The organism is Streptococcus mitis, assembly GCA_001560895.1.
In the GTDB taxonomy this organism is placed as follows: domain Bacteria; phylum Bacillota; class Bacilli; order Lactobacillales; family Streptococcaceae; genus Streptococcus; species Streptococcus mitis_Q.
In genome coordinates this window covers 750,825-766,481 of record CP014326.1, presented here as the reverse complement: position 1 = coordinate 766,481, position 15,657 = coordinate 750,825, and the positions used below count along the sequence as shown (strand labels likewise).

Below are 15,657 nucleotides of genomic sequence, written 5' to 3'. Positions count from 1 at the left end.
CCTCCTTCTGTAAAAACAAGAAGCAGGCATGAGCCCACCTCTACTTAATATTCTTTTTCATTATAGCCAAAGTCAGCCAAATCTAGTTTTTTATCGCGCCAGTTTTTCTTGACCTTGACCCATGTTTCTAGGAAAACCTTGTCTCCTAGCATGAGTTCAATATCACGACGGGCCATACTACCAATTTTCTTAAGCATAGCGCCACCTTTACCGATGATGATCCCTTTCTGACTATCGCGCTCAACCATGATGGTTGCACGGATGTGAACCTTGTCTGTCTCTTCATCTCGTTTCATAGAATCCACAACTACTGCGACAGAATGCGGAATCTCTTCACGAGTTAGGTGCAAGACTTTCTCGCGAACCATTTCTGAAACCAAGAAACGCTCTGGATGGTCTGTGATTTGATCAGACGGGAAATATTGGAAACCTTCATCTAGATTTTCACTCAAAATATCCACAAGACGAGACACATTATTTCCCTGAAGGGCTGAGATAGGAACAATTTCCTTGAAGTCCATCTGATTACGGAAATCATCAATCTGAGACAAAAGCTGGTCTGGGTGGACCTTATCAATCTTGTTCACCACCAGAATCACAGGAACCTTGGCAGCCTTGAGACGCTCGATAATCATGTCGTCCCCCTTACCACGCGCTTCATCAGCAGGCACCATAAAAAGAACGGTGTCCACTTCACGAAGGGTGCTGTAAGCAGACTCAACCATGAAATCTCCAAGGGCAGTTTTAGGTTTGTGAATCCCTGGTGTGTCGATAAAGACAATTTGCTCCTTATCAGTCGTGTAAATTCCCATGATTTTGTTGCGCGTTGTCTGCGCCTTGTCACTCATGATGGCAATCTTTTGCCCCATAACGTGATTTAAAAAGGTTGACTTCCCAACATTGGGACGTCCTAAAATGGCTACAAAGCCTGATTTAAAAGTCATAATTTCCTCTTGATATTTAAAATAATAAATCCCAGATTCGTGGGAGAAAAATCAATGCGCCTGTTAAGGCTGCGAAAAGAGAGACCACTAATACCGCGCCAGCCGCCATATCCTTGGCATTTTTAGCCAGCATAGAAAAGTGATAGTGACTGGCCAAATCCACCACATTTTCAATAGCAGAATTGATAATTTCAAAAGCTACTACCAAGAAAATGCTCAATAGGAGAAAGAGCCATTCAATTCGTGACACCTGAAAAACAAAACCTGCAAGAATGACTACAAGAGCCGTCACTGCATGTTTTCGCATATTGCGTTCTTCCTTGATAGCAGTAAAAATTCCTGTGAGAGCAAATTCTAAACTGGATATCAGGTCACGATTTTTCCATTTTCGTTTATTGTCTTGTGAGTCCATAGGCTGTCAAAATTTCTTCTTGTAAACCGAACATCTCCGCTTCTTCTTCCGGAGTGTAGTGATCATAGCCGTTGATATGTAAAAAGCCGTGTACTGCCAAGAAGCCCATCTCACGCTCAAAGCTGTGACCGTATTCCTCGGCCTGCTCATGAGCCTTATCGATAGAGATGAAAAGTTCCCCAATATAGGCATCAAACTCAGACATCATCTCTGCCAATTCTGGATTTTCAAGTAAATCCTCTTCGTCAAAGGCAATTTCCAACTCTGGTTTATATTCAAGACTGATAACATCTGTCGGGCGGTCCGTGTCACGGTACTCCAGATTGAGTTCATGACTACGCTCATTGGTCACAAAAGTGACTGCCATCTCCTTGTCTTCTTTGCCTAATTTTTGGGCTGCAAATTCCAAAATTTCTTGGGTTTGTTGCAACATTTCTTTTGAAACTTGACCAGTTTCATCTACCATTTCAATATACATGTGCTTCTCGTTTCTCTTTACTTGGCTTTATTATACCACATTTCCATGATTTTATTCTACCTTTTTGATATAATACTATGGAATACAATCACAAGGAGAGAACGATGTCATTTGACGGATTTTTTTTACACCACATGGTTGAGGAATTGCGAAGAGAGTTAGTGAATGGTCGCATCCAGAAAATCAATCAGCCTTTTGAACAAGAATTAGTCTTGCAAATCCGCAGCAATCGCCAAAGCCATCGCCTGCTCCTTTCTGCCCATCCTGTTTTTGGACGCATTCAGCTGACCCAAACGACTTTTGAAAATCCAGCCCAGCCTTCTACCTTTATCATGGTTTTGAGAAAGTATTTGCAGGGGGCCCTGATTGAGTCGATTGAGCAAGTGGAAAATGACCGAATTGTGGAAATTACGGTTTCTAATAAAAACGAGATTGGAGACCATATTCAGGCTACCTTGATTATCGAAATCATGGGGAAACACAGTAATATTCTACTGGTTGATAAAAGCAGTCATAAAATCCTCGAAGTTATCAAACACGTTGGCTTTTCACAAAATAGCTACCGTACCTTGCTTCCTGGATCGACCTACATCGCTCCGCCAAGTACGGAATCTCTCAATCCTTTCACGATCAAGGATGAAAAGCTCTTTGAAATCCTACAAACTCAGGAAACGAGAGCTAAGAACCTTCAAAACCTCTTTCAAGGTCTGGGACGTGATACGGCAAATGAATTGGAAAGCATACTGGTTAGTGATAAACTATCTACTTTCCGAAACTTTTTCAATCAAGAAACCAAACCATGCTTGACTGAGACTTCCTTCAGCCCAGTTCCTTTTGCAAATCAGGTGGGAGAGCCTTTTGCCAGTCTTTCTGATTTGTTGGACACCTACTATAAGGATAAGGCTGAACGCGACCGCGTCAAACAGCAAGCCAGTGAACTCATTCGCCGTGTTGAAAATGAACTTCAGAAAAACCGCCACAAACTCAAAAAACAGGAAAAAGAATTACTGGCGACAGACAATGCTGAAGAATTTCGCCAAAAAGGGGAATTGCTAACAACCTTCCTCCATCAAGTGCCTAACGACCAAGACCAGGTTATCCTAGACAACTACTACACCAACCAACCTATCACGATTGCGCTTGATAAGGCTCTGACTCCCAACCAGAATGCCCAACGCTATTTTAAACGGTATCAGAAACTCAAAGAAGCTGTCAAATACTTGACTGATCTGATTGAGGAAACCAAGGCAACTATTCTCTATTTGGAAAGTGTAGAAACCGTCCTCAACCAAGCTGGACTGGAAGAAATCGCTGAAATCCGTGAAGAATTGATACAAACAGGTTTTATCCGCAGAAGACAGCGGGAGAAAATACAGAAACGCAAAAAACCAGAACAATATCTAGCAAGCGATGGCAAAACCATCATCTATGTTGGCCGCAATAACCTGCAAAATGAGGAACTAACCTTTAAAATGGCCCGCAAGGAGGAACTTTGGTTCCATGCCAAGGACATTCCTGGAAGCCATGTTGTCATCTCAGGCAATCTTGACCCATCCGATGAAGTCAAGACAGACGCGGCAGAACTAGCTGCCTACTTCTCTCAAGGGCGCCTGTCAAATCTGGTTCAAGTAGATATGATTGAAGTCAAGAAACTCAACAAACCAACTGGTGGCAAACCCGGCTTTGTCACTTACACAGGACAAAAGACCCTTCGTGTCACACCTGACCCAGAAAAAATCACATCCATGAAAAAATCCTGATTTACTTGAAATCAGGATTTTTAGCTTGTTTACTTACTAATCATTAAAAAATTTATAACAGATTGATTGCAGTTTACCTCAGAGACTCTTTTACTTCCTTGCGTAGATTTTCTAGACTGCTGATACCATATTTATCCATAACCTTTGGTAGATTTTCAATGATGTCAGGACAAGCATATGGATTGGTAAAGTTAGCTGTTCCAACTCCGATTGCAGATGCCCCAGCCAGATACATTTCTAAGACAGCTTCAGCCGAATCCACTCCCCCCATTCCAATGATAGGCAGGTCTGTTGTTTGGGCGACTTGGCGGATGAGTTTGAGGGCTACTGGAAAGACTGCTGGACCAGACATTCCACCTGTTCCATTGGCCAAGATTGGTTTTCTGGTTTTGAGGTCAAAGCGCATTCCAACTAGAGTATTGATCATGGTCAAGCCACTTGCTCCCGCATCTTCTGCAGCTTTTGCGACAGTGACGATATCCGTTACACTAGGGGTTAGTTTGATATAAACTGGTACATCAGACGCTTCCACAGCTGCTTTCACCACATCATAAGCCAAATCTGGATCTTGACCAATCAAGAGTCCATGATTACAGTGATCTACGTTAGGGCAAGAAATATTGAGCTCAATAGCCTTCACATTAGCTGCCTTGGAAATACCATGAGAAACGGCAGCATACTCTTGTTTTGAAAAACCAGCTACATTGGCAATAATAGGAAGATTTGGATACTCTCTCTCCAGCCAAGGAAGTTTTTCAGCCAAAACAACCTCTAAACCAGGATTTTGCAGGCCGATTGCATTGAGCATACCAGCAGGTGTTTCTGCTACCCTTGGAGTTGGATTCCCAAAACGTGGTTCAAGCGTCGTCGCCTTAATCATAATAGAACCTAAAAGATCTAAATCATAATACTTGGCATACTCTTGGCCAAAACCAAAACAGCCTGATGCTGGAATGATGGGATTTTTCAAATCCAAACCAGGTAGAGAAACTTGTAAACGATTTTTAGTCATGATTTTCTCCTTATAATACAACTGTTCCAGTACGGAAGACAGGGCCATCTTCACAGACGCGTTGGTTGACCGTCTCGCTTTCTGGAACTTTTAGGACGCAGGCATAGCATGCCCCCATCCCACAAGCCATACGAGATTCCAAAGATAGATAGGCTCTTGGATGGTTATAGAAGGTTTGATTGATATACTTCATCATTCCAGGCGCCCCACACGAGTAAACAGCATCAAACTGACTATCTAAATCATTGATGACAACAGAAACATTCCCCTTAATGCCATAAGAACCATCATCTGTCGTTACAAAGACCTGCCCATATTGGGCTAATTCCTTTTCGAGAATAACAGCATCCTTATTAGCAAAACCGAGAACTGTCACTACTTTCACTCCACGTCCATACAATTCCTTGGCCACCTCAAGCAAGGGAGGAACACCAATCCCCCCACCAACAAGGAGAACCTGGCTCTGCTCATCTAGTTCAGACAAGTCAAAACCATTTCCCTGAGGCCCCATCACATCCAGAGTATCTCCCTGACTTAAGGTTGAAAAAATGGCAGTCCCAGCCCCCTCAATCCGATAAATGAGATGACACTGCTTGTTTACCTTATCAATAGACGAAATTGAAATAGGGCGGCGCAAGAGATGGGCATCATCAGGCACACGCAGGTGAAGAAATTGGCCTGCTCGCATAGCTTCAACCATTTCCCCTTCTAGGACTAATTCAAAAATTGCTGGCGCGATTTCCTCTTGTTTAACCACCTTCATAGTTTCCAAACGAATGGCACCCAAACGTTTCTTACATGTGGGATTCATGACTTTTCCTCCTTAAATTTTAAGGGGACCAGATAAATAAAAGACCTTGCGATTGCAAGGCCTCAGTTAAAATCGTACAAAACAATAGAGCACACTCAAGAAGTCTCCTCTAGAAAATTGTACTATTCTTTTATCTGACACCTTGTGAGTCTCTCTGGACTCCCCTTAAAGGTTAAATTTTTATTAGTATACTCTTTCAGCTAAAAAAAGTCAAGTAGAAAACGAACATTCTACTTGACTTCACGAGATTATTTTTCACGAATGACTTCGACCTTGTATCCATCAGGGTCCTTGACAAAATAATAGTTTGGTGCAGTTCCTGGTAGACCATTTGGCTGAGTCACTTCATAGCCTTTTGCACTGTGCTCTTGATGAAGAGCTTCAAGATCAGGTGTACTGAGGGCGATATGGGCAAACCCATCTCCAACCACATAAGGACCGTGATCGTAGTTATAAGTCAATTCCAACTCATAGTCGTCACCTTCAAGTCCTAGATAGACAATCGTGAAGGCATGATCTGGAAAATCTCTGCGACGCAATTCTTTAAAACCAAAAGCATCTTGATAAAATGCGATTGATTTTTCAAGATTTTCTACTCGCAAGCAAGTGTGTAGCATTTTTGAAGCCATATTTTTCTCCTTTATTTTCAAAAAGACTGGGACAATCCTGTTCCAGTCTCATCAGTGATTATTTACCAAGTTTTGCTTTAGCTGCATCTGCAAGAGCTGTGAAAGCTGCTGCATCGTTAACAGCCAAGTCAGCAAGCATTTTACGGTTAACTTCGATCTCAGCTAATTTCAAACCATGCATCAATTGTGAGTATGAAAGTCCGTTCATACGAGCTGCCGCGTTGATACGAGTGATCCACAATTTGCGGAAGTCACGTTTTTTCTGACGACGGTCACGGTATGCATAGTAGTAAGAGTTCATTACTTGTTCTTTTGCAGTACGGAACAAGATGTGTTTAGCTCCATAGTAACCTTTTGCTAATTTAAGAATACGTTTACGACGTTTGCGTGATACAACGCCACCTTTAACACGTGCCATGTTTTATTTCCTCCAAATATTTCCTAGAATTGTTTACTTACAGTCAAGCTATTATTTCAAGCGAGTAAGCATTGCTTTGATACGTTTGTAATCTCCTGAATGCACCATAGATGCTTTACGAAGATGACGACGTTGTTTCTTAGTTTTTCCGTGGAAACGGTGAGAAGTGTAAGCACGGAAACGTTTAAGTCCACCAGAACCTGTACGTTTGAAACGTTTAGCTGATGCGCGGTGTGTTTTTTGTTTTGGCATGATTTTTTCTCCTTTATTTAACTTTCTGACAATTATTTTTTGTCAGTCGCTGGCGCCAATTGCATGAACATTTGACGTCCATCCATTTTAGCACGTTGTTCGATGATTGCAATATCTTGAGTTGCTTCAGCAAACTCGGCTAAAACTTTTGCACCAATCTCTTTATGGGTAATCATACGACCCTTAAAGCGAATAGATACCTTAACTTTATTTCCTTTTTCAAGGAATTTGCGTGCATTGCGAAGTTTTGTATCAAAGTCACCCTTGTCAATAGTTGGACTTAGACGAACTTCTTTCACAGTAACAACACTTTGTTTTTTACGTTGTTCTTTTTGCTTCTTCTGGTACTCAAATTTGAACTTACCGTAGTCCATAATTTTTGCAACAGGTGGTTTGGCTTGGGGTTGAATCAATACTAGGTCAACATTAGCGTTATCAGCCAAAGCTTGCGCTTCACTGAGTGGCTTGATGCCTAGCTGTTCTCCTTCAAGACCAATCAAGCGAACTTCACGTACACGAATCTCATCATTGATGAATAAGTCTTGCTTTGCTATGGTTTTCACCTCTTTTGTTTTATTAGAGAAAAACAATAGCGGACTCGTAAATATACAAGCCCGCACGTTATGATAGCGTTTCTTAGAAACTTTTCATCCGTAGGGCCAGGCAACTTAATGTCACAAGGCGAGAAGCTCTCACTTCTGCTTTTCTCAACTTTTATATGATACCAAGTTTTCTAGCTCTTGTCAAGATAAAAAGTTATTTTTTTGAAAAGTTTGTTTTTATATTTTGCCTTGGTTTCCGCATCAAAAAGAGAGAATCAAGTTGATTCCCTCTCTATGTTAGTTTTTACTTATTTTCCCTATAGGTAAGCTAGGATCTATTAAAAAATTCTTTTTTCTGTGAACTTCCCCATTTCTCAATAAATAGAATCCCCACTAACAAAAGGATAATCAGGCAAGGAAGTAAAACTAGCCCCATGTCCCAATTTAGATTGACATTATCAATCAGCTTAGGTAATCTTCCAGATAAAATCTCCACTGAACGCAAGTAAGTAAAAGGAATCAGATGTGCAATTCTTTGAAGAGGCTGAATTGTTTGGATACCAAACAATAAGCCAACAATCCCAATGAGTGAAAGAAAAAGGACAGGCATTTTTTGCTTGAAATAGTATGCAATCAAGTAGACGACTTCCACAATAACGATAAAAGCTAAGAAAGCTAAGAACAAGCCAGGAAATAACACATCTTGTATCTTTCCAATAGTTACCTCTTGATTCACTAAGCTATAAATCGGGTAGGGATAATCTAACTGTCCAAAACCACTTGTCAGACTTCCCACTAGAAAAGAAAATCCGCTGATTCCGATAAACAGCACAGTTACATAGCCCACCCCAACTCCAAGAGAAGACATTGCAAATGTCACTTTTGAAAAAGGATATAAGTGAGCTGTATCCAGATGATTTTGATATCTTTCTGCAAATAGTTGCGTTAGCATAAAAATAATAGCAACCACAAACAAGCTTGGGATGATAAGCTCTAAAATCCAGACAATCTGATCAATCCCGTGGGTCGGATAAACTAAATTGTGGGCTTTTATGTTCAAGGGATATAGGGCTTGGTAAGTCTTTCGTTCGCGGTCAACCGCCATTTTTAAGTCAGAACTAGAAGTCGGTTGCTTCGATAAAATTTCATAACTCTTTTCCTCATCTTGCCACTGCAAATAGTAGGCTTCTTTCCAGCGTCCTTCTCTTAACAAAGCCAGAATTTCTTTCTTTTGAGTCGAAAGATTTTTTTCCGATTCTAAATTAATTTTAGCAATCTGGTATTCCTCCGAGTTGGTATCAGATATTTGGGAGAGTTTCTCTTCATATTCATTGATGACTCTCTCATCTTTTACAAGACGGGTTTCCAACTCGCTCTCCAAGCTGACGGAGTTTGCAGTCTGACTATTAAAATAAAAGGTAACACCGAGTCCAGATACAAATAAAGCTAAGATAATCCAGTTTAAGCGACTTTTGAAAACTTTTTTTAATAAAAATAGACCAACATCTTTCATAAACTAAACCTCTTCTATCTGCCCCTGATGAATGGTTACTACTCTATCACAGACATCAACCAACTCTTCCTTATAGTGGGAACTTAAAAGAACCAGTTGTTCTTGTCTATCGATTTGTGCTAGCCTATCAAAAAACTTCTGTCGATAATACTCATCTAAGCCATTTGTAATCTCATCCATAAGCCAGCATTTCGCCTGACTGAGGAAATACATAGCAATCACCAAGCGTTGCTTCATGCCTAAGGAATACTTGCGAATGGGAAGTCTGACATAGTCCGACATTTCCCAATAGGCAATTTCATCCCTCAAGTTCAGACCTGACTTCCAGATGTTTTTGATAAGGTGAAGATAGTCCATCCCACTTAAGTTTTCATCCAGCCATTCAATACTCTCATAATAAAACAAAGAAGGAGAGACTGCGATATTTCCGCTACTTATAGGAATTAAATTGCTAATGGCGCGGAATAGTGTCGTCTTTCCAGAACCATTGATAGCAAGAATACCATAAATTCTACCCTTTTCAAATGTAAAATCAACATCTTGTAAGATGACTTGTCGCGTTTTTAAGGTCACATGAGTAAGTTGCAACATATCTAGCCCTCCTTTTTGGATTAATAGCTTCCGCTGTAGTAGTTTAGTACCTCATAACGATTGTAATTCAAACCAGAACCAACTTTATACTCTGAATAGCTGTCATAACGATACCATAACAGGGAATTAATATAGTTATATCTCTGGCAATTCATACTAGACTTATAGTAGGTATTCCAATCATACCTATAACTTTTAGTCACTATCACAGCAGATACACTAGACTGAAAAAGACCAATAGATCATAAACTAACTAATTAAACGGTTTTTACTAATTTTTAATGGTTTTATATCATTAACATTGAATACGTTTTCATTATATCGTTTTTATCATTATTATGCAACAGATTTTTAGTTTATTTTACTAATATATAGTATTTATCCTTCCCATCGAACGCTTTCTATTTTCCAACTATTCCACCCTTTAAAGCGTATAGCTCCTTGCTGGTCAGTTCGATATACTTTGCTATTTATAGCTTCCAGTCGGGTCAAAGTTTCCTGATGGGGGAGTTTCATTCGATTGCTCTTTCCAACTGAAATGATAGTCATCTCTGGTTTGAGCTGTTCTAGAAAGGCTGAACTTGATGAGTTTTTAGAGCCATGTTGGCCAGCTTTCAAAACATCCACCTCTAGGTCAGGATAATACTTCAGCATGTCCTTCTCTCCTTTTTCCTCCATATTTCCTGTAAAAAGAAAGTTCTTATCCAGTAGTTTTCCATACAGAACTAGGGAGTCTTCATGATCTCCATCTCCAATTTTCCTTGGAAATAGGACTTCTAACTGACTTCCGAAAATTGGCAAGTTCTCTCCTACTGTCACACTACGCACCTTGGTTTGAGTCGCCTGTAGTTCTGCCACAAATTCCTTCTGTTTCAAACTGCCTTTTGATACTAAAATCTCTCCGACATGAAAAGACTTGGTCACCTCCAACAAATCTCCAACATGTTCCTTGTCCGTATTGGTTAAAATCAGCTGATCAATCTTAGATATTCCTCGACTTTTAAGATAGGGGATTAAGGTTCGCTGGGCATTGCTGGTCATCGTCTTTTTTTGCCATTTTTCTATTTTCTTATCAGATTCTGCCTTGCCACCGACATCTATGAGAATGGTCTTACCGGTTACATCCCGTAGGAAAATACTCTCACCTTGCCCAACATCTAGCATGGTAATTTCATTTTCCAGTGGATGCTTGGTCAGAAGAAAGAGCCCTGTAATCAATAAGGTCAACACTGCTAGCCTTTTAATGTTTTTCCTCAAATCATAGACCAAAGCCAAGGAAATTAACAATAAGATTAAAAGCCATGCATTGGGTTGTCCAAAGACCAGAGGTCTACTTGTCACCTGCGATACCAAGCGAATAATCCCCTCCAACCACTCAAAAATAAAATTCAGCTGAATGACTGGATAGAGAAAGGAAAGTGCAAATAAGATGGACAAGAGCGGTAAGAAGACCAAGTCAAATAGAAAGGAAAAGACAAAGGTCAAGAGGATGGACAATGGCTGAAATTCTGCAAAATAGAAAGATAAAATGGGCAATATTCCCAAGGAAATGACTAGACTTTCTCTAGCAACAGCCTTAAGCCCCTCCCCTTCTTTGCTGGTCATGGTCAAGATAAAAGCATAAGCGCAGGACAAGACTCCTCCTGCTGTCAAGAAAAAGTTAGGCATGATGATAGAGAGGACAAGCACCGTCAAGGCAAAATTATCTAAGCCCTTAACACCATGTTGAGCCAGTAACTTTTGCAAAAGACTGCGAATGACCGAGGCTGAAAATCCTGTCAGACCTGCATAAATAAGGGAAAAGGGATAAGTCAGCCATTTCAACTTTTCTTTGGTCAAACCCAATCGCAAGAGAAGTTTCTTAAATCCATCCATGAAAAAACCTACCTGCATGCCTGACAAGGCAAAAAGGTGGATAATTCCTAGACTAGAATAAAGCTCATTCATCTCCTCAAAGTCGGTGTCCAGATTTCCTAATAGAAGCCCTGTCATGTAATTTCGCATAGGATCTGGAAAGTGCGTCTTAATCCAAACTACAGCCTTTCGACGTAAACTGGACAGGTTTTCACCTATATCCCAACTGCCAACCTTTTGAAGTGACTGAATTTTTTTGATATTGAGAGTCTGGTAAATTCCCTGAGTCTTCAGATAGGCTTGGTAGTCAAATCCACCAAAATTTCTCTGCCCTTCTAGCTCCGAAAACTTCCCTTCTAACTCTATCTCATGAAGATCTGTTAAGACTTGAAAGGCTTCTTTTTCATTCTCGGACTGAAGCTTATAGTAAACTTGGAAGGTACGACTGCTAGACTTACCACGAAAGGACAGACTATCACCATTGACCTTGATAGTGTCAGGCAGAATCCGTACCCTTTCAACAGAATCCACCAAATTTTGACTCGCTCGACTCTGTTGCCAATTTTGAAACAGAAACCAGAAGGCAAAGATTCCGCAAATCATTAGAACTTTGCTAGCAGATTTCCAAGGAAATTGTAAAAAAAGACAGATTAGCAGAAAAACGAAGCCCAACAAAGCAAGATAGGATGATGAGAAAATAGCGTAATAAAGCCAAAGTAACAGAAAACTCAGGTAAATTAGGGGAATGGGGAAATTCTTAATCCACTGTAACATAGTCTTTTAGCTTTTCTATCGTTTTAGCACCAATGCCAGAGACCTTCTTAAGTTCATCAACCGACTTGAATTTGCCATTTGTTTCACGATGGTCGATAATGTCCTGAGCTCGTTTGCCACCTAATCCTTTGACCTGTTTAAGCTCTTCCAGACTAGCCTTGTTGAGATTGACCTTCTTTTCCTTGCTTGTTGAAGAAGCTGTCCCCAAAGTAGTCTGTTGACTAGCTGCTTCTTCGCCCTTAGTGGGAACGTAAACTAGAGTCTCATCACTAACTTTCTGAGCTAGATTGAGTGACTTGCTGTCTGCTTGATCTGTCAAACCACCAGCCTTCTGAACAGCATCATTGACCCGACTACCTACAGGCAAATCATAAATTCCTGGCGATTTGACAGCACCTTTCACATCTACTGTGATTAGATCTTGTTCAACCGGTTCTTCCTTCACTTCCTTTTCGGTCGATGAATCCTTGGAAACAGCTGCAACTTCAGCCTGCAAATTTGTTTCTTTGACAGGTGTTTGTGGAACTGGTTTTAGCAGGAAAAATCCGCCAACAAGCAAGCCCAGACCAGTACAGGTGACGATGATTTTATACTCTTTGATTTTCTCGATAATTACTTCCATATTTTTCTCCTCTCTTAGATTATTCGTAAGAGGAAGAAAAAACAGTTGAAAATTTCTTCTCAACTGCTTATTTATTTGCAAAATAGTCTTCCTTAGTCAAGACATAATGAACTCTTGTAACAATTCGGCCTTCTTCATGCTGGTCCATACAAGCATATGGTTCTGCATGGGAAAAACACATGCCTGATTTCTCCATGACCTTTCCAGATGCAGGATTGTCCTTATCGTGAAGGGCGGTCAACTTGTTCATTCCAATCTTCTCAAAAGCCAGCTCAATCACGGCACGATTGGCTTCTGTCGCCAAACCTTGATTCCAATACTTTTTATTGATAATGTAACCAATAGCTGCCTTCTTAAGAACAGGATCAATCTTGTGCAAGTCAATGGTTCCTATAAACTTGCCGTTATCTTTTAATTCGATTCCCCAACGTCCCAAAGGATTAGCCAAGTAGAACTGAGCAATGTTATTCTTGGTTTCTTCCAAGCTTTGATTTGTTGGAAAAGTGTAGCGCGTATTTTCTCTGTCTGAGGCATACTCAAACATAGCTTCCGCATCATCCAAGGTTACAGGTCTAAGCAATAAATGCTCTGCTTCTATAGACGGATACTGGGCAAGTTTTACAAAAATTGATTCCATACTTCTCCTACATTTAAAAATATTTTCTACCAGTCTAGCATAAAAAATAAATTACAACAAATTTTTCTTGCTTTTTAAAGCGGTTTCATATAGAATGAAATCATCACCTTATTTTATAGATAATGTGATAAATCATTTACAACCCGTCAATAGAAAGGGAGTTTTTCTCTATGTTAATCGGAATTCCAAAAGAAATTAAGAATAATGAAAATCGTGTTGCCCTAACACCTGCTGGTGTCCACAGCTTAGTCGGCCGTGGTCATCGCGTTCTTATCGAAACAAATGCTGGTATCGGTTCTGGCTTTACTGATGCTGACTATCAAAAGCAAGGAGCTGAAATTGTCGCTACTGCTGGTGAAACCTGGGCAGCTGAGTTGGTCGTGAAAGTAAAAGAACCACTAGCTTCTGAATATGGTTACTTACGTGACGACCTGCTTCTCTTCACCTACTTGCACATGGCCGCTGCTCCAGAATTAGCAGATGCTATGTTGGAAGCAAAAACAACTGGGATTGCCTATGAAACTGTCCGTGATTCCCAAGGTCAATTACCGCTCCTCGTACCTATGAGTGAGGTTGCTGGCCGTATGGCAGTCCAAATCGGTGCTCATTTCCTAACTAAGCAAGCAGGAGGTTCTGGTGTCTTACTGGGTGGTGTGCCTGGTGTACCTAAAGGGAAAGTAACCATCATCGGTGGCGGTGTCGTAGGGACCCATGCTGCTCGAATTGCTCTTGGTCTTGGTGCACAAGTAACCATCCTTGATATCAGTGCTAAACGTCTCTCCGTTTTAGAGGAGGTCTTTGGTCATCAAATTCAAACTCTCATGTCCAATTCATTTAACATCGAAGCCAGTGTGAGAGATGCGGATGTGGTGATCGGAGCGGTTCTCATTCCAGGTGCCAAAGCACCAAAATTGGTGACAGATGAGATGGTCAAGCAAATGCGTCCAGGCTCTGTCATCGTTGACGTTGCCGTTGACCAAGGTGGTGTTATCGAGACAGCTGACCGTGTGACAACGCACGATGAGCCTGTCTATGAAAAACACGGTGTGCTCCACTATGCCGTTGCCAATATCCCTGGTGCGGTTGCTCGTACTTCAACCATTGCCCTAACCAATGTCACTCTTCCTTATATCGAAGCTTTGGCTGGTAAAGGTTTTGTACAAGCAATCTCTGAAGATGAGGGCTTGCGCCAAGGTGTTACTACTTATCAAGGTTACTTAACCAGTCTTCCAGTAGCCCAAGGTCTCGATAAGAAACATACTCTAATTGATGAACTAATCTAAAAAATCTAATTATCAGATAAAAGAAAGAGCAATTCCACCTGAACTGCTCTTTTTTACTATTCTGTTTCTTCTTGGACTTCTTCGCTCTCTTCATTTTTAACTGGAGCTGGTTCATAAGCTCGGATAATCTGAGCGACAACTGGATGGCGAACCACATCCTTGGCTGAAAAATGAACAAAGTCAATTTGATGGATATTCTTGAGTTTCTCTTGAGCATCAATCAAACCGGACTTGACATTACGTGGCAGGTCAATCTGACTGATATCTCCATTGACAATCATTTTAGAATTAAAGCCTAAACGAGTCAAGAACATCTTCATCTGCATGATGGTCGTATTTTGCGCCTCATCGAGAATGACAAAGGCATCATCCAAGGTCCGGCCACGCATATAGGCAAGGGGCGCGATTTCGATAATTTCACGCTCCATGAGACGAGTCGTTTGGTCTTTGCCCAGAATCTGATACAAGGCATCATAAACAGGTCGAAGGTAAGGATCTACCTTCTCCTTGAGGTCACCCGGAAGAAATCCTAGACTTTCTCCTGCTTCCACTGCTGGACGAGTCAGGATAATCCTCTTGACCTGCCCGCGTTTAAGAGCTGTCACTGCCAAGGTCACTGCAAGAAAGGTCTTACCTGTCCCTGCAGGCCCGATTCCAAAGGTCACATCATGCTGTTTGACACTGTCTACATAAAGTTTTTGACCTAAGGTTTTGACGCGGATTGGTTTCCCAGTATTGTCTTTGATAATTTCTTCTTCGTAAAGGGCGACAAACTTATCAATTTCATCGTTTTTGACCATGCTAATCGCAGTCACCACATCTGGCGTACCAACGGTCATCCCACGATTTACCAAAACCATCAAGGCTTGAATAACCTGACGGGCTTCCTCACAGGCAGATTCTTCTCCCAAAACCTGGACAATCTCCGTACGAGCATGAATCACCACATCAAGCTCTTCTTCCATCAAACGAAGATGGCGTTCATTGGAACCAAAAAGATGAAACAGGTCATCTGGATGACTCAGTTGAATGTCTATTGAATGTTCCTTCAAATAAAGAACCTCTCTAATCCTTTTATTTCTTTTTATTATAGCAAAGGGATGGATAAATTACTAGCCCAAACCT

General features: G+C 40.9%; 18 protein-coding genes. 2 read left to right on the top strand and 16 right to left on the bottom strand.

Features of this window, described 5'->3' with window-relative positions; all coding sequences use genetic code 11:
* Positions 1–44: 44 nt before the first annotated feature.
* From era to AXK38_03830, 3 genes are read right to left on the bottom strand one after another with little or no spacing between them, the layout of a single operon-like run.
* Entirely contained in the window at positions 45–944 is a 900-nt protein-coding gene (gene era / locus AXK38_03840; protein AMH88433.1) for a GTPase Era, read from the bottom strand.
* Between the two features lie 16 nt (positions 945–960).
* Positions 961–1,356, bottom strand: a complete 396-nt coding sequence (locus tag AXK38_03835; protein ID AMH88432.1) for a UDP kinase — start codon at positions 1,354–1,356, stop codon at positions 961–963.
* Entirely contained in the window at positions 1,337–1,834 is a 498-nt protein-coding gene (locus AXK38_03830; protein ID AMH88431.1) for an rRNA maturation RNase YbeY, read from the bottom strand. The genes AXK38_03835 and AXK38_03830 overlap by 20 nt, the downstream gene beginning before the upstream one ends.
* A gap of 104 nt (positions 1,835–1,938) precedes the next feature.
* Between AXK38_03830 and AXK38_03825 the strand changes: the two genes are divergently transcribed.
* On the top strand, positions 1,939–3,594 hold the full coding sequence (locus tag AXK38_03825; protein ID AMH88430.1) for a dihydroorotate dehydrogenase: 1,656 nt from the start codon (positions 1,939–1,941) through the stop codon (positions 3,592–3,594).
* 73 nt (positions 3,595–3,667) lie between these two features.
* Here the strand turns inward: AXK38_03825 and AXK38_03820 are convergent, their stop codons facing one another.
* From AXK38_03820 to AXK38_03765, 12 genes are all read right to left on the bottom strand, one after another.
* Entirely contained in the window at positions 3,668–4,606 is a 939-nt protein-coding gene (locus tag AXK38_03820) for a dihydroorotate dehydrogenase (protein ID AMH88429.1), read from the bottom strand.
* A gap of 10 nt (positions 4,607–4,616) precedes the next feature.
* Complete coding sequence (locus AXK38_03815) at positions 4,617–5,417, bottom strand: dihydroorotate dehydrogenase electron transfer subunit (protein ID AMH88428.1); 801 nt, start codon at positions 5,415–5,417, stop codon at positions 4,617–4,619.
* Between the two features lie 248 nt (positions 5,418–5,665).
* Complete coding sequence (locus AXK38_03810; protein ID AMH88427.1) at positions 5,666–6,046, bottom strand: lactoylglutathione lyase; 381 nt, start codon at positions 6,044–6,046, stop codon at positions 5,666–5,668.
* A 58-nt stretch (positions 6,047–6,104) separates the two neighbouring features.
* A complete protein-coding gene (locus tag AXK38_03805; GenBank protein AMH88426.1) occupies positions 6,105–6,464 on the bottom strand; it encodes a 50S ribosomal protein L20 in 360 nt (119 codons plus the stop codon).
* Positions 6,465–6,515: 51 nt separating this feature from the next.
* Positions 6,516–6,716, bottom strand: a complete 201-nt coding sequence (rpmI, locus tag AXK38_03800; protein AMH88425.1) for a 50S ribosomal protein L35 — start codon at positions 6,714–6,716, stop codon at positions 6,516–6,518.
* 32 nt (positions 6,717–6,748) lie between these two features.
* The gene (locus AXK38_03795; GenBank protein AMH89625.1) at positions 6,749–7,279 is read right to left on the bottom strand and encodes a translation initiation factor IF-3; all 531 of its coding nucleotides are present in this window, start codon (positions 7,277–7,279) and stop codon (positions 6,749–6,751) included.
* Between the two features lie 307 nt (positions 7,280–7,586).
* Positions 7,587–8,771 (bottom strand): hypothetical protein, encoded by a 1,185-nt coding sequence (locus tag AXK38_03790; protein AMH88424.1) that lies wholly within the window; start codon positions 8,769–8,771, stop codon positions 7,587–7,589.
* A 3-nt stretch (positions 8,772–8,774) separates the two neighbouring features.
* Complete coding sequence (locus AXK38_03785) at positions 8,775–9,362, bottom strand: peptide ABC transporter ATP-binding protein (protein AMH88423.1); 588 nt, start codon at positions 9,360–9,362, stop codon at positions 8,775–8,777.
* Between the two features lie 20 nt (positions 9,363–9,382).
* The gene (locus tag AXK38_03780) at positions 9,383–9,571 is read right to left on the bottom strand and encodes a hypothetical protein (GenBank protein AMH88422.1); all 189 of its coding nucleotides are present in this window, start codon (positions 9,569–9,571) and stop codon (positions 9,383–9,385) included.
* A 169-nt stretch (positions 9,572–9,740) separates the two neighbouring features.
* Positions 9,741–11,990, bottom strand: coding sequence for a competence protein ComEC (locus AXK38_03775; GenBank protein AMH88421.1), 2,250 nt, complete (start codon positions 11,988–11,990; stop codon positions 9,741–9,743).
* Positions 11,974–12,612 (bottom strand): competence protein CelA, encoded by a 639-nt coding sequence (locus AXK38_03770; protein AMH88420.1) that lies wholly within the window; start codon positions 12,610–12,612, stop codon positions 11,974–11,976. Before AXK38_03770 ends, AXK38_03775 begins: the two co-directional genes overlap by 17 nt.
* Before the next feature lie 67 nt (positions 12,613–12,679).
* A complete protein-coding gene (locus AXK38_03765) occupies positions 12,680–13,249 on the bottom strand; it encodes a GNAT family acetyltransferase (protein AMH88419.1) in 570 nt (189 codons plus the stop codon).
* 170 nt (positions 13,250–13,419) lie between these two features.
* On the opposite strand from AXK38_03765, the gene AXK38_03760 reads away from it, so the two are divergent.
* The gene (locus AXK38_03760) at positions 13,420–14,532 is read left to right on the top strand and encodes an alanine dehydrogenase (protein AMH88418.1); all 1,113 of its coding nucleotides are present in this window, start codon (positions 13,420–13,422) and stop codon (positions 14,530–14,532) included.
* Positions 14,533–14,588: 56 nt separating this feature from the next.
* Here the strand turns inward: AXK38_03760 and AXK38_03755 are convergent, their stop codons facing one another.
* Positions 14,589–15,584 (bottom strand): phosphate starvation-inducible protein PhoH, encoded by a 996-nt coding sequence (locus tag AXK38_03755; GenBank protein AMH88417.1) that lies wholly within the window; start codon positions 15,582–15,584, stop codon positions 14,589–14,591.
* Positions 15,585–15,657 lie beyond the last annotated feature (73 nt).

Bases quoted from the DNA above. Each gene is read 5' to 3' on its own strand.
- era (AMH88433.1), bottom strand. From the start codon at position 944: ATGACTTTTAAATCAGGCTTTGTAGCCATTTTAGGACGTCCCAATGTT.
- AXK38_03835 (AMH88432.1), bottom strand. From the start codon at position 1,356: ATGGACTCACAAGACAATAAACGAAAATGGAAAAATCGTGACCTGATA.
- AXK38_03830 (AMH88431.1), bottom strand. From the start codon at position 1,834: ATGTATATTGAAATGGTAGATGAAACTGGTCAAGTTTCAAAAGAAATG.
- AXK38_03825 (AMH88430.1), top strand. From the start codon at position 1,939: ATGTCATTTGACGGATTTTTTTTACACCACATGGTTGAGGAATTGCGA.
- AXK38_03820 (AMH88429.1), bottom strand. From the start codon at position 4,606: ATGACTAAAAATCGTTTACAAGTTTCTCTACCTGGTTTGGATTTGAAA.
- AXK38_03815 (AMH88428.1), bottom strand. From the start codon at position 5,417: ATGAATCCCACATGTAAGAAACGTTTGGGTGCCATTCGTTTGGAAACT.
- AXK38_03810 (AMH88427.1), bottom strand. From the start codon at position 6,046: ATGGCTTCAAAAATGCTACACACTTGCTTGCGAGTAGAAAATCTTGAA.
- AXK38_03805 (AMH88426.1), bottom strand. From the start codon at position 6,464: ATGGCACGTGTTAAAGGTGGCGTTGTATCACGCAAACGTCGTAAACGT.
- rpmI (AMH88425.1), bottom strand. From the start codon at position 6,716: ATGCCAAAACAAAAAACACACCGCGCATCAGCTAAACGTTTCAAACGT.
- AXK38_03790 (AMH88424.1), bottom strand. From the start codon at position 8,771: ATGAAAGATGTTGGTCTATTTTTATTAAAAAAAGTTTTCAAAAGTCGC.
- AXK38_03785 (AMH88423.1), bottom strand. From the start codon at position 9,362: ATGTTGCAACTTACTCATGTGACCTTAAAAACGCGACAAGTCATCTTA.
- AXK38_03775 (AMH88421.1), bottom strand. From the start codon at position 11,990: ATGTTACAGTGGATTAAGAATTTCCCCATTCCCCTAATTTACCTGAGT.
- AXK38_03770 (AMH88420.1), bottom strand. From the start codon at position 12,612: ATGGAAGTAATTATCGAGAAAATCAAAGAGTATAAAATCATCGTCACC.
- AXK38_03765 (AMH88419.1), bottom strand. From the start codon at position 13,249: ATGGAATCAATTTTTGTAAAACTTGCCCAGTATCCGTCTATAGAAGCA.
- AXK38_03760 (AMH88418.1), top strand. From the start codon at position 13,420: ATGTTAATCGGAATTCCAAAAGAAATTAAGAATAATGAAAATCGTGTT.